Source organism: Halodesulfovibrio sp. MK-HDV, assembly GCF_009914765.1.
GTDB lineage: Bacteria > Desulfobacterota > Desulfovibrionia > Desulfovibrionales > Desulfovibrionaceae > Halodesulfovibrio.
Genome location: NZ_WYDS01000019.1, coordinates 49,114 through 72,013, shown reverse-complemented (window position 1 = coordinate 72,013; position 22,900 = coordinate 49,114). Strand labels below are relative to the sequence as shown.

General features: G+C 47.3%; 20 protein-coding genes and 1 pseudogene. 16 read left to right on the top strand and 5 right to left on the bottom strand.

Translation table 11 applies throughout. The features are described from left to right. Positions 1–154: 154 nt before the first annotated feature. Positions 155–961, bottom strand: a complete 807-nt coding sequence (locus tag MKHDV_RS14770) for a sugar phosphate isomerase/epimerase (protein WP_160716624.1) — start codon at positions 959–961, stop codon at positions 155–157. 535 nt (positions 962–1,496) lie between these two features. On the opposite strand from MKHDV_RS14770, the gene hmcA reads away from it, so the two are divergent. From hmcA to pnp, 16 genes and pseudogenes are all read left to right on the top strand, one after another. Continuing rightward, the gene (gene hmcA, locus MKHDV_RS14765) at positions 1,497–3,053 is read left to right on the top strand and encodes a sulfate respiration complex hexadecaheme cytochrome HmcA (protein ID WP_160716622.1); all 1,557 of its coding nucleotides are present in this window, start codon (positions 1,497–1,499) and stop codon (positions 3,051–3,053) included. Between the two features lie 16 nt (positions 3,054–3,069). Further along, a complete protein-coding gene (gene hmcB / locus MKHDV_RS14760; protein ID WP_160716620.1) occupies positions 3,070–4,176 on the top strand; it encodes a sulfate respiration complex iron-sulfur protein HmcB in 1,107 nt (368 codons plus the stop codon). Next, positions 4,176–5,336 carry a sulfate respiration complex protein HmcC gene (hmcC, locus tag MKHDV_RS14755; protein ID WP_160716618.1) on the top strand — a complete coding sequence of 387 codons (1,161 nt, stop codon included), beginning with the start codon at positions 4,176–4,178 and terminating at the stop codon, positions 5,334–5,336. The genes hmcB and hmcC overlap by 1 nt, the downstream gene beginning before the upstream one ends. A 16-nt stretch (positions 5,337–5,352) precedes the next feature. After that, positions 5,353–5,496 carry a sulfate respiration complex protein HmcD gene (gene hmcD / locus MKHDV_RS18610; RefSeq protein ID WP_162859877.1) on the top strand — a complete coding sequence of 48 codons (144 nt, stop codon included), beginning with the start codon at positions 5,353–5,355 and terminating at the stop codon, positions 5,494–5,496. A 42-nt stretch (positions 5,497–5,538) separates the two neighbouring features. Next, a complete protein-coding gene (gene hmcE / locus MKHDV_RS14750) occupies positions 5,539–6,219 on the top strand; it encodes a sulfate respiration complex protein HmcE (RefSeq protein ID WP_160716616.1) in 681 nt (226 codons plus the stop codon). Positions 6,220–6,242: 23 nt separating this feature from the next. Further along, positions 6,243–7,628: a sulfate respiration complex iron-sulfur protein HmcF gene (hmcF, locus tag MKHDV_RS14745; protein ID WP_160716614.1), complete on the top strand. Its 1,386-nt coding sequence runs from the start codon at positions 6,243–6,245 to the stop codon at positions 7,626–7,628. A gap of 248 nt (positions 7,629–7,876) precedes the next feature. Then, complete coding sequence (locus tag MKHDV_RS14740) at positions 7,877–8,233, top strand: two-component system response regulator (RefSeq protein ID WP_160716612.1); 357 nt, start codon at positions 7,877–7,879, stop codon at positions 8,231–8,233. 20 nt (positions 8,234–8,253) lie between these two features. Then, complete coding sequence (locus MKHDV_RS14735; RefSeq protein ID WP_160716610.1) at positions 8,254–8,703, top strand: Rrf2 family transcriptional regulator; 450 nt, start codon at positions 8,254–8,256, stop codon at positions 8,701–8,703. 342 nt (positions 8,704–9,045) lie between these two features. Then, positions 9,046–9,549 (top strand): ribosome maturation factor, encoded by a 504-nt coding sequence (locus tag MKHDV_RS14730; protein ID WP_160716608.1) that lies wholly within the window; start codon positions 9,046–9,048, stop codon positions 9,547–9,549. A 36-nt stretch (positions 9,550–9,585) separates the two neighbouring features. After that, on the top strand, positions 9,586–10,989 hold the full coding sequence (gene nusA, locus MKHDV_RS14725) for a transcription termination factor NusA (RefSeq protein WP_160716606.1): 1,404 nt from the start codon (positions 9,586–9,588) through the stop codon (positions 10,987–10,989). Between the two features lie 6 nt (positions 10,990–10,995). Next, positions 10,996–11,223, top strand: coding sequence for a DUF448 domain-containing protein (locus MKHDV_RS14720; RefSeq protein WP_160716604.1), 228 nt, complete (start codon positions 10,996–10,998; stop codon positions 11,221–11,223). 16 nt (positions 11,224–11,239) lie between these two features. After that, positions 11,240–14,265 (top strand): annotated as a pseudogene (gene infB / locus MKHDV_RS18990) (translation initiation factor IF-2). Between the two features lie 100 nt (positions 14,266–14,365). Then, a complete protein-coding gene (locus tag MKHDV_RS14710) occupies positions 14,366–15,352 on the top strand; it encodes a bifunctional oligoribonuclease/PAP phosphatase NrnA (RefSeq protein ID WP_160716602.1) in 987 nt (328 codons plus the stop codon). Between the two features lie 6 nt (positions 15,353–15,358). Further along, positions 15,359–16,282 (top strand): tRNA pseudouridine(55) synthase TruB, encoded by a 924-nt coding sequence (gene truB / locus MKHDV_RS14705; protein ID WP_160716600.1) that lies wholly within the window; start codon positions 15,359–15,361, stop codon positions 16,280–16,282. Positions 16,283–16,312: 30 nt separating this feature from the next. Beyond that, entirely contained in the window at positions 16,313–16,582 is a 270-nt protein-coding gene (gene rpsO, locus MKHDV_RS14700) for a 30S ribosomal protein S15 (RefSeq protein WP_160716598.1), read from the top strand. Between the two features lie 264 nt (positions 16,583–16,846). Further along, positions 16,847–19,129, top strand: a complete 2,283-nt coding sequence (pnp, locus tag MKHDV_RS14695; RefSeq protein WP_160716596.1) for a polyribonucleotide nucleotidyltransferase — start codon at positions 16,847–16,849, stop codon at positions 19,127–19,129. Positions 19,130–19,882: 753 nt separating this feature from the next. Here pnp and MKHDV_RS14690 read toward each other — a convergent pair. The 4 genes from MKHDV_RS14690 to MKHDV_RS14675 all read right to left on the bottom strand — a co-directional run bounded on the left by MKHDV_RS14690 (position 19,883) and on the right by MKHDV_RS14675 (position 22,896). Next, a complete protein-coding gene (locus MKHDV_RS14690) occupies positions 19,883–20,464 on the bottom strand; it encodes a hypothetical protein (protein ID WP_160716594.1) in 582 nt (193 codons plus the stop codon). A 54-nt stretch (positions 20,465–20,518) separates the two neighbouring features. Continuing rightward, positions 20,519–21,238: a hypothetical protein gene (locus MKHDV_RS14685; protein ID WP_160716592.1), complete on the bottom strand. Its 720-nt coding sequence runs from the start codon at positions 21,236–21,238 to the stop codon at positions 20,519–20,521. Positions 21,239–21,318: 80 nt separating this feature from the next. After that, complete coding sequence (locus tag MKHDV_RS14680; RefSeq protein ID WP_160716590.1) at positions 21,319–21,912, bottom strand: hypothetical protein; 594 nt, start codon at positions 21,910–21,912, stop codon at positions 21,319–21,321. 630 nt (positions 21,913–22,542) lie between these two features. Continuing rightward, positions 22,543–22,896: a hypothetical protein gene (locus MKHDV_RS14675; RefSeq protein WP_160716588.1), complete on the bottom strand. Its 354-nt coding sequence runs from the start codon at positions 22,894–22,896 to the stop codon at positions 22,543–22,545. Positions 22,897–22,900: the final 4 nt, after the last annotated feature.

The window sequence follows — 22,900 nt, the reverse complement described above, 5'->3', positions numbered from 1 at the left end:
TGAGGAATTAACAAACGTGCTTCCATCGCATAATAAAAGTTTTTGGAAAGGGGTCTGGGGAAGAACCTTGTTACAACAAGGTTTTCCCCAGCCGTCGGAGACATAAAAAAACTGCGTCGCAGACCCGTCGGAGCCATAATGAAAAACTTACAAATTACCCCTCAGCAAGAAAACAGACCGACATGCTGTGCGCTTCGAGATACTCGATGGACGCTGGGAACGCATCTTCGGTGTGCGGTTCAAGCGTAGCTGATGGTGAAAGCTCGTTTGCTTGAATGTAATCAAAGAGCTCAAGAAGCGGAATTGTTCCCGTGCCGAGGGCAAGATGCTGATCCCCTGAACCGTCGTTGTCGTGAAGATGTAGATGCCCAAGACGCGGCGAAAAGGCGTTAAGCCACTCGAGAAGGTCGTTATTTTGGTAACCTTTGGCGAAAGAGTGCCAGTGCCCGACGTCAAAACAGTGCCCGACGCGGTTCGCTGGTAACGACTGGACAAGATCAACAAGCGGCTTTGGTGTTAATTCAAAGGTGTTTTCCAAAAATAACTGAGCATTGGACTGATCTTGCTTGAGTAACTGTGACCATGTTTCGTGAGAGCGGGAAAGCCAATCACCGTAATAGAGATTGTGTTGCCCTGCTTCATAGTTCGGATGTCCTACAAAATGAGTTGGTTTATAGGCTTGTGAAATTTCGATCGCTTTCAGGAGCGTTGCCCGTGTTGCTTCTAAAATGTGGTCATTCAAGCTGCCCGGTGCGAGGTCGAAAAAAGGAAGATGAATCCCACAAGAAAGCCCTGCATCCGCGAACCGTGCGGCGGTTTTTGTATGCCAGTGCATGTCGAGATCTTGAACTGCATAAGTATCCATACCCAGTTCGGGCGAAACACCTTGCTCTATCAGCATATCAATGTACCGCGGTTCTTTAGCTGCGAAACTAAGCGGCAAATTTACGAACAGACTCATAACAATGTCATCCTTTTTTTATATTAGGACAGCTCAGAGCACGCTGTTTTTTTGGGCTTGTACCTGAGCATCATTTTCGAGCATTTTACACTGTTTTTTGCCAAGACACTACTTTTGGAAAAATCCGTTTTTATTGTCCACTGTGACGATGGACAATAATTCCTACTTTTTTTGTCTAATTTAGAACAAGCTTTTTTTCTATTGTTTTTTCAGACACTTACAGTTGAAAACTAAAGCACACACTCCTGCCCGCTCTCTTGACGAAACCTTACAAATACCCTACCCCCTCGGTATGATAATAACTCATACCGAATCGGTAGGCTTTAAAATCTACGCTTTGTTGATGAGTTATTGAGCAAGCATTTATTGCGACGCTCGTGCAACCGCATACATATCCAGACTGCCACAGTGCCTTAGGCCGCATGGTTAGTTCTGCGCGGTTCTGCTTTTCTCTTGAAGTTGGGGAACTCTCAGGAGGCTGATGGCTAAGGGGTGTCTGAGGACGAGTTAATATTTCATCGAAAGGACTGCCACTATGATGAAGGGAAGATCACTGCTTCGCTTGGCGGGTATGCTGATGGTTGTAGCGCTTGTATCGGTCGTCGGTATTACAGCACACAGCTCTAATGTAACAGCTGCTCCTGCTGAGCAACATTCTGATATCATTAAAATTGATGTTATCGGTAAGCTTGGTGATATGGAATTGCCAGCCGTTACGTATCGCCACGATTTGCATACTGATGCGCTGAAAAAAATGGATAAAGACTGTGCTAGTTGTCATGAAAAAGACGGCGACAGCATGAGTCTTACTTTTAAAAGAACAGGTGATATGTCTGCAAAACAATTGCAGGACGTATACCACCAAAACTGTATTGGCTGTCATGCCGACATGGCTAAAGCCGGACAGGACACAGGTCCTCTGGAAAGCGAATGTCGTACATGTCACAATCCAAACCCTGATATGGTGGCAAAACGCCAGCCTATCAAAATGGATAAGTCACTGCACTTCCGCCATATTTCTTCTAAAAAGATCGTTGTTTCACAGCAGAACGAAAATTGTGGCGCTTGCCACATGAACGTTGATGTTGTTGCTGGTACCGCTACCTACGTACCGGGCACTGAAGACAACGATAACGGCTACGGTGACGGCTTTGTAAAATACGAAAGCCCTAAATCCGCAGCACACAGCAGCTGTATCAGCTGTCACATGAGCGAAGCGAAAATAGACGCTGCATTTACAGGTCCTGTTACCTGTGCAGGCTGTCACAGCGCTTCTGCCCAGAAAGAAATGAAAAAAGTACCTGCTAAACGCCTCAAACGCGGTCAGCCGGATACTCTTCTCATCGTTCCGAACAGTTCTGCAAAAAGCGACATCGCACCTGTGGCATTTAACCACAAGTTCCATGAAGCTAACGTAAAAGATTGCAGCACTTGCCACATTAACGGCATCGGCAACGAAAAAGACGGCTTTAAACCACTCTACGGCGATATGCACGACGCTAAGTCTTCCGCAAGCTGTGTTGGTTGTCACGCAATGCGTGTTGCACAGGATCCTACTTGTGCAGGCTGTCACTCCATGATTCCAGTTCAGAACTTCAACGAACAGTCTTGTGCAACCTGTCATAACGCTAACGGCGTTACCACTGAACAGGCAGCAAAAATGAGCAAAAAAGAACGTAACGCAGTTGCTGCTTCCGTTGTTACCGCTCGTGAAGCTGGCACAGTGACCTACACCGCTGAAGAGATCCCTGAATTCGTCAAAATTGACGCTCTTGCAGACAAGTACGAAGCATCCAACATGCCGCACCGCAAAATCGTTGCAACATTGCTTAACGCAACTGCGGACAGCAAACTTGCTGGTAGCTTCCACGCTGAAAAAGGCAAAGTATGTCAGGCCTGTCACCATCAGAGCCCTGTAAGCATCAAGCCTCCAAAATGTCAGAGCTGTCATGGCGAAGCATTCAAAAACGGTGACCGTCCGGGTCTTAAAGCTGCTTACCATCAGCAGTGCATGACCTGTCACACCGAAATGAATATTCAGAAGCCACAGAACACTGAGTGCGCAGGCTGCCACGCCGCACGCGCTAACTAGGAATCAAGGAGCAATTATGCATCGCAGAAAATTCCTAAGCCTGCTTGGCGGCGCCGGTATTGCTTCCACCTTGGGAACTACTAAGGCGAAAGCTGCCAGCAACGCTTCATTTGATGGATACCCAGATGCAATGGGCGTGCTGCACGACAGCAGCCGTTGTATCGGTTGTCGCAAATGTGAAGAGGGCTGTAATACAGTAAACAACTTCCCGAAACCAGAGAAGCCATTCGATGACCTCTCAGTTTTGGATACTAAACGCAGAACCAACTCCACCACGCACACTGTAGTTAATAAGTACAATGTTGCCGGTCTGGATCACCCTATCTTCCGTAAACAGCAGTGTAACCACTGCATGGAACCAGCATGTGCATCCGCATGTTTTGTTAAAGCGTTCACCAAAAACTCCGACGGCTCCGTTACTTACAACGGCGACGTTTGTGTTGGTTGTCGCTACTGCATGATCGCGTGTCCATTCTCCGTTCCTACTTTTGAATACGAAGATCCATTAGATCCACTCATTCAGAAATGTACTATGTGTCACCCGCTCATTAAAGAAGGCAAACTTCCAGGCTGTGTTCAATCATGTCCTAAAGAAGCCCTCACCTTTGGTAAGCGTTCTGACCTTATTGATATCGCACGCGAACGTATCCGCAAGCACCCTGATCGTTACGTAAAGAAAATTTACGGCGAAACAGAAGCTGGCGGAACCAACTGGCTCTACCTTGCTCCGGTAAAACATACCGAAGTTGGTCAGCCTGTAGTTGGCAAAAAGTCCGCTCCGGAACTTACAGCAGGCGCTCTTGGCGCTGTACCAATGGTAGTAGGCATCTGGCCTGTACTGCTCACTGGTGCATACGCAATCAGCAAGCGTAAAGAAAAAATCGCTGCTGAAGACCAGAAAACTGCTGTAGCACAGGCTGTTACCGAAACTCAGTCAGCTGCTGAAGACAAGCTTAAAGCTGCAATGGCAAAAGCTGCTAAAGATAAAGAAGCTTCCATTACACGCGAAACAAAAAAAGCTGTCGCTAACGCTGAGAAAGAGTTTGAGGAAAAGCTTGCTGCACTTCAGAACCCTGAGAGCGAAGAAGTAGAAGAAAGCTCCAAGCCTGAGGGAGATGCATAATGAGTAACGATCAAAAAAACTTCTGGCACGCCGGAAACATCCTTACCGCTATCATTATTGCTGGTGGTCTGGTTCTTACCTTCCTGCGTTTCTATAAAGGTATCGGCGCCGTAACCAACCTCGACGACAACAACCCTTGGGGTCTGTGGATCGGTTTCGACCTGATGTGTGGTGTAGCATTGGCTGCCGGTGGTTATGTAGCCTCCGCATCCTGCTACCTCTTCGGCATGAAGCACTACCATTCCGCAGTGCGTCCTGCTATCACTACCGCTTTTCTTGGCTACTTCTTTGTAGTTATTGCTCTTCTGTACGATCTGGGTCACCCATGGAGACTCCCATACCCACTGGTATACTCTCAGGGCACCACATCCCTTCTTTTCGAAGTTGGCTTGTGTGTTTCCCTCTACGTATCAGTACTTTTTATAGAGTGGTCACCTGCAGCATTCGAATGGCTCGGTATGCGTAAGCTTCGCAACATTGCATTAAAGCTTACCCTGCCTCTTACCATTATGGGTGTTGTACTTTCCACCATGCATCAGAGCTCCCTTGGCGCGTTGTTCCTCATCGCACCGGGTAAGCTTCATCCGCTTTGGTACTCCAGCTTTATGCCGGTGTTCTTCTTCATCTCCTCCATGGTGGCTGGTGCTTCCATGGTAATTTTTGAAGGCACTCTGGCTCATAAAGGTCTGCACCGTATGATGGACGAAACACATCTTAAAGAAGCTAACGGCGTGGCATTCGGCTTTGCAAAAGCTGCCTCCTTCATTCTCGCCGGTTACTTCTTCATCAAGCTGTTCGACATCACAATGGACAACGACTGGCAGTACCTTGCAACTGGTTACGGTGCTATCTTCCTTGTTGAAATGTTCGGTTTTGTACTGCTTCCTTCTTTCCTCTACGCAATCGGCGTACGTGAAAGGAATCTGAAGATTGTACGCATCGCATCCGTGCTTGGCGTACTTGGTATCGTAGTAAACCGTTTCAACGTGAGCATGGTTGCATACAACTGGCAGCTCCCGGCTGCTGAACGTTACTTCCCTAGCCTCATGGAAATCGGCATTTCTATTTTTGTCGTGACGCTTATTATTACAGCGTACCGCTTCATCACTACCCGGATGCCTGTTTTGTTCGAGCATCCGGAGTACAAAGACGCTCATTAGTCCGGAGGTTAATACTATGGAAAACATTATCTATACTCTCCACGACTTTATGCTCCACACCAAGACCATCACATACGTGTTGATGGGTGTGGCACTGGTCAGCTTTGTCGGTTACTGGTCATTCCTGACCGGCAGAGAAGAAAAAATGAGAAAGTACTAGTCATGACGGGAGGGCAACCTCCCTCAAGACAAGGAGATAACAATGATAGCATTTCTTACCGGACCGATGCTGTGGATATCACTGCTGGTATTCTTCGGCGGTCTCACAGTTCGTGCCGTAATGTACGTACGCGGTCTTAGCTGGCAGCTTGACCGTGTAGCATATAAGCCGCACATGTCTCTCGGCCTTCGTGGCGCACTTCACTCCATCCGTTGCTGGCTCACTCCGGGCGGCACTTACGGTTGGCGCGAACAGCCTTTCATGGCAGTAGCATTCTTCCTGTTCCATATCGGCGCAGTGTTGCTTCCGCTTTTCCTGCTCGGCCACCAGGAACTTCTTAAAATGGCATTCGGCTTCAGCCTGCCGACGTTACCGTCCGGCGTTGCAGATGCACTTACAGTTCTCGCGATCATCGGTGGCTTAATGCTTGCTATCCGTCGTATCGCGCTTCCTGAAGTTCGCATTCTTACAACACCTTACGATTGGTTCATTCTCGCTATTTCCGTAGCGCCTTTCGTAACCGGCTTTATCGCTCGTCTGCATATCGGTAACTACGATTTCTGGCTTGTTTGCCATATCCTTACCGGTGAAGCTCTGCTGCTTCTGGCACCATTTACCAAGCTGTCCCACATCGTACTGTTCTTCATGTCCCGTGGTCAGCTCGGCATGGATTACAACATCAAACGCGGTGGCGCTAAACGCGATATCGCATTCCCGTGGTAACAGTAAGCCGCTAGGAGATAACAATGCCTCAAGGTACTTTTTGTAACACCACACCTATTGGCAGCGAAGCAGAACTTAAATCTCTGCTTGGCGACAAAGGTGGCGCTCAGTACTACGAAGAAATGAAAGCACTCGACGTTGATTCCGACGCCATTGCTGCCTTAATCGAAAAAACTTGTCAGTCCCGTACCCGTACGTGGCTCGAAATATGTGCCCACTGTGGCATGTGTGCAGATTCCTGCTTCCTGTACCGCGTAAACGATCGCGATCCTAAACAGGTTCCTGCATACAAAATCCAGTCTACCCTTGGTGTACTGGTTAAGAAAAAAGGTAAAGTGACCAACGAGTTCATGCGCCATTGCGTGGACGTTGCATGGTCACAGTGCACATGTTGTAACCGTTGTGGCATGTACTGTCCGCACGGCATCGACATGGGTATTATGTTCAGCTACCTGCGCGGTATTCTTAACTCTCAGGGTTTTGTACCTTGGGAAATGAAAATCGGCTCCGGTATGCACCGTGTGTACAACGCACAGATGGACGTTACCACAGAAGACTGGGTTGATACCTGTGAGTGGATGGCTGATGAATACGGCGAAGAGTGGCCGGGTCTGGAAATTCCTGTTGATAAGGAAGACGCAGACATCATGTACACTCTTAACGCTCGTGAGCCAAAACATTACCCTGAAGATCTTGCAGAAGCAGCTATCCTTTTCCACCTTGCAGGTGAAAACTGGACAGTGCCAAGTAAAGGTTGGGAGCAGACGTCCCTCTCCATGTTCGCAGGAGACTGGGCAGCATGCAAAATGCAGGTTCAATCCGTATATGACGCTATTGAACGTCTCCGTCCAAAGCGTGTTATCGGTACCGAGTGCGGTCACGCACACCGCGCAACCGTAATCGAAGGTCCTTACTGGACTGGTCGTGAAGACGGTCTGCCGCCTGCACCATACATTCACTATGTTGAATGGGTTGCAGAAGCACTGCGCACCGGTAAAATCAAAATCGACCCTGAGAAAAAGATTAAAGAACCTGTTACTCTTCAGGATTCCTGTAACTACGTGCGTAACCACGGCTTAGCTAAAGCTACCCGTGAAATCATGAGCTACATTGCTGAAGACTTCCGCGAAATGGGTCCTAACCGTGAACACAACTACTGTTGTGGCGGTGGTGGTGGCTTTAACGGCATCGGTAAATACCGTAAGCAACGTAACAAAGCGCTCCAGACCAAACGCGATCAGATTCTTGCAACTGGCTGTAAGCTTGTTATTGCACCTTGCCATAACTGCTGGGACGCTATCCGCGACCTCGAAGAGGAATACGAAATCGGCATCCGCTGGTCATTCCTCAAGCCACTGCTTATCAAAATGGCGATTGTTCCTGAGCACATGCAGCTTCCGGAAGAATAGCCCCTCGACCTAATTGAGCTAGGTTGAAACAACACTGCGCGGTGAACTATACAAAGAGAAGAGACCATCGAAACATACTTAACAGTATATAAGAGTAAATCTTCGCTGAAGTAGCACACTTTGCTGGTTTGTTATCAATCGATCCATTAGCTATGCCCACCGGAGCGGAAGGCCACACCGCTTTCTGCTCCGGTTTTTCATTTTGGCGCCCAGCAGGTGTCCGCAACGTCTATCCCGAAGAGTACGGTATGAGAAAACGTATCCTTGTTGTTGAGGATGACCCGAATGTCCTCGAGTACATGATCAATTTCCTACAGTCTGGTGATTACGATGCTGTGGGTGCACAGAACGGCAACACTGCCCTCAACCTTGCATCCGGAACACCGTTTGATTTGATCACCCTGAATATGGAAATGCGCAACGACTCTGGCGCAGTGGTCTACAAGCAGCTTGCTTCCGGCAATTACAACAGGGAAACTCCGTTCATTTTTGTGGGTGGCCCTAAAGAGATTCATCAGGCCATTCCCAATGCTGTGGCGACAGTAACCAAGCCATTTGATCCCGACAGAATGCTCACCATTATCCGACAGACTCTCGGCGAATAGCTTTTACCCCGGTTCGAATTATGAAATTCACCACAAGAAGCCGCTACGCAACACGTATGCTCCTCGACATCGCAATGAACGAGGAGGACGGCCCTGTCTCCATTAAAGACGTGGCCATGCGGCAGGAAATATCCATTAAGTATTTAGAAAAACTTATGCGTGACCTTAAAAAGGAAGGCTACCTTAACAGCACGTTAGGTGCCAAAGGTGGCTACCACCTCTCACGCAACCCATCCAGAATACGGCTGGGAGAACTGGTACAGGCACTGGAAAATACGGAACCATGCTACGGCTGTGATGAAAATCATTCCTGCTGTCCACGCATCCACGTATGCCTCACCCGCACCATGTGGGAAGAAGCATCAAAAGCCATGTACCACAAGCTCAATCAGTTCTCGTTAGCTGACCTTATCCGCGACACGTCACTGTGCCCTAAAAATCAGCCGGATTCTGTTCCACCTCGGGTCTAAATTCCCGCCTATAACATTATAAGTGTGTCGGTTTTATATTCTTCCGCCCGACACAACTTTATAAAAGCCAGAAACCGCTTACATTTATAAAAAAAACAGCTTGACAACTACCCCTAAACTTTCCGCCCCATCCCTTGACTTTGCATACGTAAGGGCATAGTTAATACCAGTTCAGCGTTTGCTGTCGTGCTATTGTTGCGCGCCAAGGCAGGGTATAAAGGGTTCGCCCTATACACTGTTTGCTGAAAACATCCTGTGGCCGTGAGGCCGTCGTTTACGGGGTGGCCTTTTTGCAGGGGCCTCCTTTTTTTTATTTGAGCGACAGGAAATAAGGAAGCAAAAATGACCGGAAACGGACTGTACGAACAGATTAAAGATATTATTACCCCACTCGTCGATGATGCTGAACTCACCCTTTGGGGTTTTGAGCTCGCTTCCGGCCAGAAGATGGTGGTTCGAATTTATGTAGAAGGCCCTGAAGGTGTAACCATCGCTCAGTGTGCCAAGCTTTCCAGACATATTGGTTTGACGCTCGAAGTTGAAGACGTTCTCTCTGATGCATATACACTGGAAGTTTCTTCACCAGGCCTTGAACGCCCGTTTTTCACAGCAGAGCAGGTTTCCCACTACATTGGTAAACCCGTTTTAGTAGTACTGCGCGACCCACACGAAGATGTGCCGGGACGTCGTAAATTCCAAGGCGAAGTCAAGTCCGTAACAGACAACATTCTTGTCCTCACTCTTCCTAATGATGAGGGCGACCTGACTATTGACTGGGATGATCTGAAAAAAGCACACTTGGTACATATTTTTCCTGATACCAGCAAAGGCAAGAAAAAGAAGTAGGCAGACTTAGCGCGAGAGCGAGTCGGAGGAAATCAAATGAGCATGGATATTAAAAAAGCCATCGAGCAGATCAGTAAAGACCGCGGCCTTGATCGTGGCATGCTGGTCGACACGTTGGAAGAAGCTGTTCGCACATCCGTTATTCGCAAATTTGGCGAAGATCTTGATGTTGAAGTAAGCTTTAATGAAGACACCGGTGAGATTGAGGTGTTTCAGTTTAAAGTCGTTACCCGCGATGAAGACATCGAAAACGACGTTACCCAAATTTCTATTGAAGATGCTCGTGAACACGACCCTTCAGTTCAGCTCGATGACGAAATGGGCTTCCGCCTCAAGGTAGAAGACCTTGGTCGTATTGCTGCACAGTCTGCCAAGCAGGTAATTATCCAGCGCATGCGTGATGCTGAGCAGGAAATTATATACGAAGAATATAAAGACAGACAAGGCGAAATGCTTAGCGGCATCGTACAACGCCGTGACAAAGCTGGTTGGATTATCAACCTCGGTCGCACCGAAGCGCTCTTGCCTAAAGATGAACAAATTCCGCGCGAACATTACAAACGTGGTGACCGTGTTCAGGCACTGGTTATTGACGTTCGTAAAGAAGGTCGTGGTCCACAGGTTATTGTTTCCCGTTCCCACCCGGATTACATGTCTTTACTCTTTAAGCGTGAAGTACCGGAAGTTGACGACGGCATCGTTGTTATCATGAACATTGCCCGCGATCCAGGCAGCCGTGCTAAAGCCGCTGTTATGACTCGTGACCGTGATGTTGATCCAGTAGGTGCATGTGTTGGTATTCGTGGCTCCCGTATCCAGAACATTGTTCAGGAACTGCGCGGCGAACGTATCGACATCGTTGTTTGGAGCGCTGAGATCGCGACTTACGCACGTAACGCATTATCTCCTGCTGTTATCACCCGCATTGTTGTGGATGAAGAAGAAAACATGCTGGAAGTAATCGTACCTGATAGCCAGCTGACTAACGCCATTGGTCGTAAAGGTCAGAACGTTAAGCTTGCATCCAAGCTTCTCGGCTGGAAAATCGATATATTTACTGAAACCCGCTATAACGAAGGTCACGCAATCGGACAAGGTCTCGACCAGCTCGCAAGCGTAGCAGAAGTTCCACTTCAGTCCTTTGTTGATGCCGGTTTCCAGACCATTGAAAAGCTCCAAGACGCTTCAGACGAAGAGCTGCTGACGGTTGAGGGACTTACTGAGTCTAAAATTACCGACCTTCGCACTGCTATCAACTTCCTTTCCTCCGCTATCGAAGGAACTGTTTCTGATGAAACAGAAGAAGAAGCTGTTGAAGCTGTTGATGCCGATGACGCTGCCGAAGCTCCTGTAGCAGCTGATGAAGCACCTGCAGAAGAAGAAGTTGAAGAAGCAGGCGAAACTGAGGAAGCCGTTACCGAGAAAAAGGAAACGGAATAATACCGGATGCACAAAGCCATCCGGAAACACCATACACCCGTCCGCAGATGTGTGATGTGTCGAACAAGTTTTCCTAAGAGTGAACTTAGACGATATGTCTGCACACAGACAGAATCCGGTGATACAATACCTATCTTCGATGAAGAGCAGTTAATGCCGGGTAGAGGTTACTATATCTGCAACAGCCAAGAGTGCGAAAAACGTTTCGCAAAGTTCAGAGGCTGGCGGAAGTAAAGGGGGTTTTTGCTATATGAGTGATAAGAAAATTAAAGTTAAAGAATTAAAAACAGAGCTGGATGTTCCTACTAAGGATATCCTCTCAGCTCTGCGCGAGCTTGGTGTCTCCGCTAAAAGCGGTGAGACCTCTATACCAACTGAAATGATTGAGCAGGTTCGCGACCACATAAAGAACGGACCGGCAAAAAAAGAAGTAATGCGCAAAGAGACCTCCTCTGGCGTTATTGTTCGCCGCCGTAAGACGGCTGCTAAGTCCGCGGACGAAAAGCCTGCAGATGAAAAACAGGCAGCCGAAGCAGAAAAGGTACAGGAAGACGTGAAAGAAGCTCCAGCTAAGAAAGAAGCTCCAAAAGCTAAAGTTGTTACCCCTAAAAAGGCAACAAAACCTGAACCTGCTGCAAGTGCCAAGTCTGCTAAAGATGAGGCACCTAAGGTGCGTGTTGTGAAACCTGAAGAGCTTAAAAAAACAGAAGCTAAAGAAAAGACTGCTGATACCCCCCAGCCGTCCGCAAAAGCTGCTGCTCCTAAAAAAGAGCAGAAGCCAGCTCCTGAAGCAAAAAAAGAAGCTGCTCCTAAAGCTAAAGCCGAAAAAGTAGACAAAGCTGAAAAAGCTGAGAAAACTGAAGCTGCTCCTAAAAAAGCTGCACCTGCAAAGGCTGCTGCTAAGGACAAAGCTGAAACTCCTGCTGACGCTGAAGGCGCTAAGAAAAAGAAAAAGCCTGCTAAAAAAACGTGAGGAAGCACCGGCACCGGCTGCACCTCAGGTTCGAATTATTTCCCGTCCTGACCCTGCTGTAGTTGCAGCAGAAGCCAGAGAACGTGAACAGCGTGCTGCTCGTCCACAACAGCGTCAAGATGATCGTGGTGGTCGTCCTAACGGTGGTGGACGTCCAGGCGGTGGTCAGGGTCGTCCTGGCGGTCAAGGTCGCCCAGGTGGCGGTGGTCAGGGTCGTCCTGCCGGTGGCGCTCCGCGTCCAGGTGGCGGCGGTCAGGGTCGTCCTAGCGGTGGCGCTCCGCGTCCTGCTGGTGGTGCTCCACGTCCAGGTGGTCAGGGTCGTCCTGGTCCAGGTTTTACTCCTGCTCCAGCTTCTCCAGACAAACCAGCCACACGTAACAAGAAATATACTAAAGCTAAACGCACAGTAGATTTTAACCAGCGTGATGCTTTCGATAAGAAAAAAACGCGGTGGTAAGGATGCTTTTGGTTCTGATGAGTGGAAACGCAGCAAGCGTAAACGCAAAAAACAGGAACAGGCTCCTTCAACTCAGCCTCTCAAGGCAGCAAAGCGTAAAATTAAAGTAGATGATCACATTCGTGTATCTGACCTTGCTCACCAGATGGGTGTTAAAGGTTCTGAGATCATTAAAGTGCTCATGCAGCTTGGTGTAATGGCTACCATTAACCAGTCTCTCGACTTTGATACCGCGATTGTTGTTGCTGGCGAGTTCCAGTACGAAATCGAAAAAGTAGGTTTCTCCGAAGAGGATTACCTCACACCGCGTGAAGAAGATAAATCAGAGGACATGCAGATCAGACCTCCGGTTGTTACCATCATGGGTCACGTTGACCACGGTAAAACTTCTTTGCTTGACTCAATCCGTAAATCCAGCATCACTGATCGTGAAGCAGGTGGTATTACTCAGCACATTGGTGCATACCACGTAAGCACCCCTAACGGCGCTCTCTGTTTCCTCGATACTCCTGGTCACGAAGCGTTTACCGCTATGCGTGCTCGTGGTGCTAAGGTTACTGATATTGTTATCCTTGTTGTTGCTGCTGACGATGGCGTAATGGAGCAGACCCGTGAGGCTGTATCTCACGCAAAAGCTGCTGAAGTACCAATCATCGTTGCTGTTAACAAAATGGATAAAGAAGGCGCTAACCCAGAACGCGTAATGCGCGAGCTCTCCGACATCGGACTCGTTTCCGAAGACTGGGGTGGCGATACCATCTTTACCAACGTATCAGCTAAAACTGGTCTTGGTCTTGAAGGTCTTCTCGAAACTCTTGCTCTGCAGGCTGAAGTTCTCGAACTGAAAGCTAACCCGGACAAACCAGCTCGTGGTCACATTGTTGAAGCTAAGCTCGACAAAGGTCGCGGCCCGGTTGCTACTGTACTCGTACAGGAAGGCACACTGAAACAGGGCGACATCTTCGTATGTGGCACCTTCTCCGGTCGTGTTCGTGCAATGTTCGATGATCAGGGTAAGAAAGTAGCAGTAGCTGCTCCTTCTACTCCGGTAGAAGTACAGGGCTTTGACGGCGTACCAGAAGCTGGTGAAGAATTTGTAGCTCTTGACGACGAAAAAGTAGCACGCCGCATCGCTGATGCACGCGCTATTAAAGAACGCGAACGCGCTCTTGCTCGTGAGTCTAAAGTTACTCTCGAAACCTTCCTCGCAAGCCGTGCTGATGCTGAAGAAGCTCAGATCCTTAACGTTGTGCTCAAAGCTGACGTACAGGGTTCTGTTGAAGCTATCGTTGATGCTCTGCGCAAGCAGGCAACAGAGAAAGTTAAAGTCGAAGTTATCCACTCCGGCGCAGGTTCAATTACTGAATCTGACATTCTCCTCGCATCAGCTTCCAACGCAGTTATCATCGGCTTCAACGTTCGCCCAACAGTGAAAGTTAAAGCTGTTGCTGAACAGGAAGGCGTTGACATCCGCTTCTACGACATCATCTACAAACTCGTAGAAGAAGTTCGTGACGCTATGGCCGGTATCCTTGCTCCTCTCGTTAAGGAACAGTACCTCGGTCAGGCTCTCGTTCGTGACACATTCAGCGTACCGAAAATTGGCGTTATTGCCGGTTGTCACGTTGAAGACGGTAAAATCACCCGTAATGCTCGGGTTCGTCTGCTTCGCGAAGGTGTGGTTATCTACACTGGTACTATCACTTCTCTCAAACGCTTCAAAGACGACGCAAAAGAAGTCTTGAAGGGTTACGAGTGTGGTATCGGACTCGAACGCTTTAATGACATCAAAATTGGTGACTCTATCGAAGCATTCGAAGAAGTAGAAGAAGCTGATACTCTGTAAGTAATACATGCAAATCGCGGAGTCGGATTCTCTCCGGCTCCGCGATTTTATATTTTTCAAGTGCCTTTGCAGGCATCCCAAAACCAAAAAGAACATAGTAATGCCAAACGTAGTATCACAGATTGCACAGGCAATTCGCGACGACGAGTCCTTTCTCCTTACAGCCCACATCGGTCCTGACGGTGATGCTATAGGGTCTGTTTCTGCGCTGGCGTGGCTGCTCATCAAGCTTGATAAAAAGCCTATTGTCTTTTTGGAATCAGGGCTTCCTGCATACCTCGACTGGGTAGAGTTGCCTTGTGCAGTTCTCACCACAGCGGAAGAACTGGCAACGTGCAAACCTGATCGCATCATTGTGATGGATTGTGGCGATGCAGAGCGCTCCGGCGACATCATGTTTGATTTTCTTTCCCGCACTGAAGCGCCAGTTATCAACATTGATCACCACCTGCATAACCCTATGTTCGGTAGCATCAACCTTGTTGATACTGCGTCCAGCTCCACTGGTGAACTGATTGCAAACATTGTGGACGAGTTCGGGATTGCATATGACGGCTTTCTCGGAGAAGGGTTGTATTTGGCCATCAGTTCAGACACTGGACGTTTTGCCTTTAACAGCACCACTGCCCGTTCCCATGAAATTGCTTCCAAGATCATTAATGCCGGTTTGAAACCGGGTGATTTTAATGAAAAGCTAGACAGTGACTGGAGCTTGAATAAGATTAAGCTTTGGGCCGAGCTCTTTGCTCATATTAAAATTGCGGTTAACGGGAAAGTAGCATATCTGACACTTTCTAAGGCACTTTTCGAGCGTACCGGTACTGAATATTCAGACATTGAATCGATCATTAACTATCTTCGAAAAATAGAGAATGTTGACATTGCAATGACCGTACGTGAGACTGATTCCGGCTCCAAAGCGAGCTTGCGTTCTCATGGTGCTGTGGATGTACAGAAAATGGCAGCAAGCCTTGGCGGCGGCGGACATAAAAATGCCGCGGGTATCAGCCTTGACCTTCCACTGGAAAAAGCAGTCGAAACCTTGCTTGCCACTATTGCTCAGAATCTGGTATTAAACGAGGCATAAGTTTACATGGCACAAGTACCACAGCAGCACGGTATTCTGCTTCTCAATAAGCCTAAGGGACCTTCTTCTGGTGGATGCATCAGTAAGATTAAACGTCTCGGGCAAAAGAAAATCGGTCACGCAGGCACTCTCGATCCTATGGCTCAAGGTCTGTTGATCGTTTTACTCGGACAGGGCACAAAACTGTCCAACTACCTAATGGCCGGCGGCGAAAAAGTGTATTCAGGCACCATTAAACTTGGTGAAACGACTGATACATGGGACGCAGAAGGTCAAGTAACAGCTACAGCAGACTGGCAGCACATCACAGAAGAAGATGTACGCGCCGAAGTTGCTCACTGGCTTGAAACTACCGAGCAGGAAGTTCCTGCGTACTCAGCAGCAAAACACAAAGGGAAATCCTTGTATAAGCTGGCGCGAGAAGGTAAAGAAACACCGGTTAAGATAAAAACCGTAAAAATTTCCGAAGCAGCAACTCTATCGGTTGAGTTGCCGTTTCTCCGTTTCCGGGTGCGGTGCAGCACTGGTACGTATATTCGGTCCCTGGCCCACAGCTTGGGGATTCGATTGAAGTGCGGGGCAGTTCTCACTGAACTTATCCGGGAATACAGCCATCCGTTCTCGTTGGACATGGCTTGCGAGCCCGATGAACTGGTCGAAAATCCAGAGTTGCTTGAATCAAAGATTATATCTTTGGAAGAAGCATTGCCTACATGGCCAAAAATTATCCTCAGCGATGAGGAATCTGCTTTGGTCAAAAATGGCAACCCGATTCCGTATGATCCGGAACAAATTGCACAGATGCCGTTTTCTATCGGTGTTACTGCAATGCTTTTGGATTCAAACAGAACGCCTCTGGCTCTTGCCGAAACAGACATCGTGCAACGCCAGCCCGTATGGACCATCATGCGCGGCCTTTGGCAATCCTAATTAACCCATTTATCCTTGGAGGATATCGCTGTGGTAATGACCCCTGAAGCAAAACAGGCAGTTATTAATGAATTTGCCCAGAATGAAGGAGACACAGGCTCTCCGGAAGTACAGGTAGCCCTTTTGACTGCCCGTATCAAATACCTTACTGGCCATTTCAAAGAGCACAAACATGACTATCACTCCCGTACTGGTCTGTTGAAACTCGTAGGTCAGCGTCGTAAGCTTCTGAAGTACCTTGCTCACAAGGACGTTCAGCGCTACCGTGATCTCATCAAAAGACTTGGCCTTCGTAAGTAGGCATTTTTACAGGGGAATCCTATGGATTCCCCTGTTCTCATATATTTATTGTACCGGGTAAGCTTACAGAAGACGTCAATAGTTCCTTCTGGAAAGCAGGGTTAGTCCCTGCTTGAATACTTACCAAGGTACCTACGCAGTATCGCGAAAGGGGGGTCCGGGAAGAAGGTTTTTCCCCCGCTAGTTAGCATAAGAAAGGTTACATATAACCTGCTAAAAGCACTCTCCCCGGAATCCCCTTCGCCAAACGATGAGGATTTTATTATGGAAAATAAATTTGGCGCACAGCGCCTTACCGCCACAATTGGCGGCAAAGAAATTACTTTTGAAACCGGTCGTCTTGCAAACCATGCTGACGGCTCCGTATGGGTTCAGTGCGGCGGCACTGTAGTTCTCGTAACTGCATGTACTCAGCCAACTGAGCGAGATCTCGGTTTCTTCCCACTTACAGTTGAATATTCAGAAAAAATGTACGCTGCGGGTCGCATCCCTGGCTCATTTTTCCGCCGTGAAATGGGACGTCCTTCCGAACGTGAAACACTTTGCGCTCGTGTAATTGACCGTCCTATCCGTCCTATGTTCCCTAAAGGGTTCAAAGACGAAGTACAGATTCTTGCTAACGTTATCTCTTCTGACCAGCTCAACGAGTCTGACGTTCTTGCTCTTACTGGCGCATCTACCGCTCTTAGCATCTCCTCTGTTCCTTTTAACGGTCCTATTGCTGGCGCACGTGTTTGTCGCGTTGGTGATAAGTTCATCTTGAACCCAGACGTTAATGAACAGGTTGGCGCTGATCTTAACCTCGTATTCGCAGCTTCCCGTGACGCTGTAGTAATGGTAGAAGGCGAAGCACAATTCGTTCCTGAAGCTGTTGTTGCTGAAGCACTCAGCTGGGGCCACAAAGAAATCGCACCTCTTTTCGACATTCAGGACAAGCTCCGTGAACTTTGTGGTAAAGAGAAACTCGAATTCACAGCACCAGTTCCTAACGAAGAGCTCAAAGCTCGCGTTGAAGCAATCGCAACAGACGATCTGAAAATCGCTCTTCAGGTTGCTGATAAAATGGAACGCAAAGTTGCTCGCAAAGCTGTTAAAGTTAAGGTTATGGAAACTCTTTCTGCTGAACCTCAGTACGAAGAAGATCCATCCGCACTTAAAGAAGTTGGCGATATTCTCGGCGGACTCGAAAAAACTATTGTTCGTACCCGTATCCACCAGGAAGGTCTGCGTATCGACGGTCGTGACGTAAAAACTGTACGTCCAATTATCGTTGAAACCGGCGTACTTCCACGTGCTCACGGTTCTTCTATTTTCGCACGTGGCGAAACCAAGTCTTTAGTAGTTACAACTCTTGGTTCTACCACTGACGAGCAGCGCATGGACTCACTCATGGGTGACGTTACCAAGCGCTTCATGCTCCATTACAACTTTGCACCGTACTGCGTTGGCGAAGTTAAAATGGTTCGTGTATCCCGCCGCGAAATCGGTCACGGTGCACTTGCTGAAAGAGCTCTTCGTCCTATTCTTCCTGCAAGCGAAGACTTCCCGTTCACAATTCGCGTAGTTTCTGAAACTATGGAATCCAACGGTTCTTCTTCCATGGCAGCTGTAACTGGCGGTTGTATGTCCCTTATGGACGCAGGCGTACCAGTTAAAGCTCCTGTTGCCGGTATCGCAATGGGTCTCATCAAAGAAGGCGACGATTACATCGTTCTTACCGACATTCTCGGTGACGAAGATGCACTCGGCGACATGGACTTTAAAATTGCTGGTACTGCCGAAGGTATTACCTCAATTCAGATGGACATCAAAATCGCTGGTATCCCTGCTGACGTAATGCTTCGTGCCCTTAATCAGGCTAAAGACGCTCGTCTGCACATTCTTGATGAAATGGCAAAAGAGCTTGCTTCTTCCCGTGAAGAGCTTTCTAAATTTGCTCCTCAGATTGCTACTGTTGAAGTTAACCCGGACGTTATCCGCGTTATCATCGGCCCTGGTGGCAAAAACATCAAAGCTATTACCGCAGCAACTGGTGCTTCCGTTGATATTGAAGACAGCGGTAAAGTAACCATCTTCGCTCCTACTCTCGATTCTCTTGAGCTGGCTCGCGAAATGGTTCAGTACTACGACCAGCGTGCTGATCTTGGTAAAGATTACATGGGTAAAGTTAAGAAAATTCTCGAAATCGGTGCGATTGTTGAGATTCTTCCTAACATTGAGGCTCTTGTACACATCTCCCAGCTCGACATTGCTCGCGTTGAGAAAGTAGAAGACCTCGTATCCCTCGGCGAAGACATGAAAGTTAAGGTTATCGAAATTAACGATGGCCGCGTTCGTGCTTCCCGCAAAGCAGTTCTTCTTGAAGCTCAGGGTACACCTTGGACTCCAGAATCCACTGCACGCCCACAGCGTCGCCCTGCCGGTCGTGATGACCGTCGTGATGGTGGCCGTCGTGATGATCGCCGTGATGGTGGCCGTCGTGATGACCGTCGTCCTAGTGGTGGCCGTGATGGTGGTCGTCGTGACGACCGCGGTGGCCGTCGATAGTCTATGACATTATAAAAGAGCGGAAGCATTGCTTCCGCTCTTTTTTTTGCACTTGCGGTATCTTGAAAATTTTTCCCTCAATTTTTTGTACAACAATGCGGCTTTTCCCCAACCTGCCGCACTACCTGAACAACTTCGCAAAGCACGCCCCTTATGAAGAACCAATTCTTCAAAAAAATAAAAAAAGACCCAGCATTGAAAAGTTCTCTCAGTATCCTAAAATCTTTCGATAAAAAGTAAATCCAATTGACATAAACCATGTCTGATAGATAACGTAGCCTGTCCTTGATGTTCGAAGGGGAGAACATCTATCAGAGTTCAGTATCAACACGCCGTTTCCGGGGGGAACCGGTAAGAGAGTATATTATGTACAGAGTGGATCACCTTCAGGCTCAGCATCTTGAGACAATGCTAAAGCTCTCAAAGGATCAGGAAAAAAGTGCTCGCAAACTACAATTTCAATTAAACCAAATTGATGCAGCCTTCAGCGAATTAAATGAGGTACTTTTGACTAGCATTTCAAATGCAACCCCAGCACATGTCAAAACCCCTCGCATCGGCGGATTATTCTCACAGATTAAAGGATTATTCCTTTAATTGTTCCGCTAGCGCCTTTTTGAATGGCTTTTCCCAAAAAAATTTTGCCATTCTTTTAAGCACCTAAAAAAACATCCCGCCCGTATCACGGGCAGGATGTTTTGTTTTTTTTATTCCAGAATAATTCTGAACCAAGAGCAATGTCCGGTTCAAATACTAACGAGATCGGAAGTCATCTCTATCAAGAGTATACAATTCTCTTGCGAGTGGAGCTGCCGCATAACCACTTATAGTGTCCGGTGTCAGAACTAACACACGCGCTACAAGTTTACGCCCTATCAATTTGTCGTACATTTCCATTCTGTAGCTAGCAGCCACCGGGTTGCCAGTTCCCCTAATATACTCAATGTACCGGGCATATTCAGCACTCGCAGTGGCTGGATCAAGCTGGTAGGTATTCATGCGCCAACCGGTACCCCATCTGGAAACATTCGTTCCACTAAGTGGACGGACATAATATCTGTTACCGGAAACCTGCATAGTTTGAGAAAGAATATATGACTCACCGTCACCAAAAACTGTTGTATTAAATCTCTGGTATGGATAACTACCACTTTCCCATGTCTTCGGTGTAACCGAGACACTCAATCCGCCAATATTTTTATATCCACTCGGTATATCAACCTTAGCTGTGCCGTACACCGTGTGCATATCTGCCTGCGCATTAGATGTCGGACCACAGCCAAACATAATCAACAGTGCCGCCATCAACATACATATCTTCGATAGCTTTTGCATAATTCCCTCTCATCTCTTAGCTAAAAAGCAATGTCGCACAGAGCAACATCCATTTTATTGTGAAATAAGTTTATTTTCTGCTTCAAGTGAATTTCCTGCTTCCAATGTATTATCTACTTCAAGTGTCTTTTCTGCTTGAAGTGTACTTTCTGCTTCAGACTTATCAACCGTTTGCAACGGCACAACCGGATACAATTGACTAAATTGCGGAATGGGCGTGTTTTCATCTTTCGAAGGTGTCAATTCAATCACCCGCACAATGACACGTCCTGAAAAACGTTTTGCATACACATTCACAGCAAAGGCCGGCGCCAACTTTCCGCCTTGTTCCTTCATGTACTTAATATACTGACTGTATTCTTGATTATCTGTATTCGCGGGTACTGTAAATGTTGTCAATTGCCACTTATAGCCCCATCGATCTGTGTTTTCATTTTTCAACGTTTCAAAATAATATTTTTCAGTTCCAAGTCGGGTCCATTGCGTCAAATAGTAAGCGCCGCCATCTTTATAGACTTTGGTTTCTAACTTCTGAGGAAGAGTCAGGTCAGGAATAGTGACATCAGGGCTCCACAGCACTTCCACCGTACCGAGAGCGGTAAATGTAGTAGGTAGGTCAATAATGATATGCCCATACACCTCTTCACGTTGTTCCTGAACAGTTTTGCCAAACATCGCATCATCGCCAAACACTGAAGGAAAAATTTTTGAACACCCTGCCATGGATACACAGCAAAGAAGGAACACTATGAGCCCCAGTTGTCGTCGTTTCATACCTGCGGTACCCCCTTCAAAAAAAAGAATGCCCCCGAAGTATACTCCGAGGGCAATTTTTACTTATATGATTACATCCACTACGAATTGCTACCACCAAAACCATTTCCGTACTCGTAGTACTGATATAGATCATTAAAGGATGGCATTGCGGCCAGACCGCCTACGTCGGTAGGAGTAAGGCTGATTACACGTGCAACAACAGCAGGTGTGATCTTTTGATCATACATAGTTACTCTATACATAGGTGCTACTTGTCCGCCATTCTCGCGGATACTTGCAAAGTATTTTGCGTATTCTACTTGCGTAGTGTTCGATGAGAGGGTGTAGTCACCTTTTCTCCAAGCTGTGCCCCACATTTCTGAGGTAGAGCCGACCAATGATTTAAAGCGGTAGAACGAGTTGTTGAACACCATTTTCTGTACAATGACGTAACATTCACCCATTCCGTAAATTTCAGAATTCCATCTCTGGTATGGGTACATACCTTCCACCGGAACATTTATGGTGTCAGGTAAAACACTTACAGTTGTGGAACCAAGCATTGAATAACCACTTGGCACTACGGTTTTTGCACTGCCGTACACTCGCATCGGCTCGCCAGCCTGAGTTTGAGCGCAGCCTGCAAGCACCATCAGTGCGATTACAATAAACAAGCAACGTGTTAGTTTCATAGCATTCCTCACTAGATTTATGTGACAAGACTGTTGAGCAAGAATAATACTTATAATACCTTGCCAAGGGACTCTGCTCTTTTCAGCATCCCAACAATAGCGGATAGCGAATCTATTGCCATAATATTTTCAATTAACACCATTCTTTATAATAACTTACTACACTTCTAGCTTGTTCATTTTTTTATACGCAACAAGGAACGGTTTTTAACAGTCCAACAAGCATTATTGTTTTTATATTTACTGTTGTTACATGTAATTATTTCATTATTTTATACATACAACAGTCGCTATTTTACTCTTTCTCTATATTTTAGTGCACTTAATTCCAATCTACAGTTAATAAAACCTGCAAATTAGGCATTGATACATGCGATTGTCACTCCACATAGTCCTGCAACGTAATACTGACAATAATAGTAGGAGGTTCGGCCACACAATCAATTCCGTGCGAACTCCCAGCTCACACTCGTTTTGACGGGATAAACGCATAAAAGCGCGGCACCCCTTCACACTTTTGTGTGAAGGCATACCACGCTTTCAACGTATTATCTGAACCTTGCGGTCCGGAAATATATACTCTAGGTCATCAGCAATATGCAGCAGTGCGTATGCAATAGCACACAGCCACTACCCTTGCCTGTCCAAGCAATTGGAAATTGAAGTTCCCGGTCTTGTTACCGACTTCTGGTAACCACGGTAACCTGATGACTTTTTCTTACTTGCTATAAGTTGAGACTTTAATGAGGCGTGCAACTTCTTTAGTTCATCTGTCAGCAGTAATTGAACATTCTGCATTTTCAGAAGCTTTTGTCGTAAATCACCCTCTATATCACCTGTTCGGATTGCCCACGCCTCAGAAATAAGACGTTCACGCTCCACAGCGGCCTCATCAGCAACATCCATGTCACCATTCTTCAAGGCTTCCAGTTCTCGCTCCCCAATCCGGAGGGCTTCGTCAAGCAATGTAAGGCTGTTTGCCATACCT

Coding starts and splice junctions, on each gene's coding strand:
- MKHDV_RS14770 (WP_160716624.1), bottom strand. CDS start 961: ATGAGTCTGTTCGTAAATTTGCCGCTTAGTTTCGCAGCTAAAGAACCG.
- hmcA (WP_160716622.1), top strand. CDS start 1,497: ATGATGAAGGGAAGATCACTGCTTCGCTTGGCGGGTATGCTGATGGTT.
- hmcB (WP_160716620.1), top strand. CDS start 3,070: ATGCATCGCAGAAAATTCCTAAGCCTGCTTGGCGGCGCCGGTATTGCT.
- hmcC (WP_160716618.1), top strand. CDS start 4,176: ATGAGTAACGATCAAAAAAACTTCTGGCACGCCGGAAACATCCTTACC.
- hmcD (WP_162859877.1), top strand. CDS start 5,353: ATGGAAAACATTATCTATACTCTCCACGACTTTATGCTCCACACCAAG.
- hmcE (WP_160716616.1), top strand. CDS start 5,539: ATGATAGCATTTCTTACCGGACCGATGCTGTGGATATCACTGCTGGTA.
- hmcF (WP_160716614.1), top strand. CDS start 6,243: ATGCCTCAAGGTACTTTTTGTAACACCACACCTATTGGCAGCGAAGCA.
- MKHDV_RS14740 (WP_160716612.1), top strand. CDS start 7,877: ATGAGAAAACGTATCCTTGTTGTTGAGGATGACCCGAATGTCCTCGAG.
- MKHDV_RS14735 (WP_160716610.1), top strand. CDS start 8,254: ATGAAATTCACCACAAGAAGCCGCTACGCAACACGTATGCTCCTCGAC.
- MKHDV_RS14730 (WP_160716608.1), top strand. CDS start 9,046: ATGACCGGAAACGGACTGTACGAACAGATTAAAGATATTATTACCCCA.
- nusA (WP_160716606.1), top strand. CDS start 9,586: ATGAGCATGGATATTAAAAAAGCCATCGAGCAGATCAGTAAAGACCGC.
- MKHDV_RS14720 (WP_160716604.1), top strand. CDS start 10,996: ATGCACAAAGCCATCCGGAAACACCATACACCCGTCCGCAGATGTGTG.
- MKHDV_RS14710 (WP_160716602.1), top strand. CDS start 14,366: ATGCCAAACGTAGTATCACAGATTGCACAGGCAATTCGCGACGACGAG.
- truB (WP_160716600.1), top strand. CDS start 15,359: ATGGCACAAGTACCACAGCAGCACGGTATTCTGCTTCTCAATAAGCCT.
- pnp (WP_160716596.1), top strand. CDS start 16,847: ATGGAAAATAAATTTGGCGCACAGCGCCTTACCGCCACAATTGGCGGC.
- MKHDV_RS14690 (WP_160716594.1), bottom strand. CDS start 20,464: ATGCAAAAGCTATCGAAGATATGTATGTTGATGGCGGCACTGTTGATT.
- MKHDV_RS14685 (WP_160716592.1), bottom strand. CDS start 21,238: ATGAAACGACGACAACTGGGGCTCATAGTGTTCCTTCTTTGCTGTGTA.
- MKHDV_RS14680 (WP_160716590.1), bottom strand. CDS start 21,912: ATGAAACTAACACGTTGCTTGTTTATTGTAATCGCACTGATGGTGCTT.
- MKHDV_RS14675 (WP_160716588.1), bottom strand. CDS start 22,896: ATGGCAAACAGCCTTACATTGCTTGACGAAGCCCTCCGGATTGGGGAG.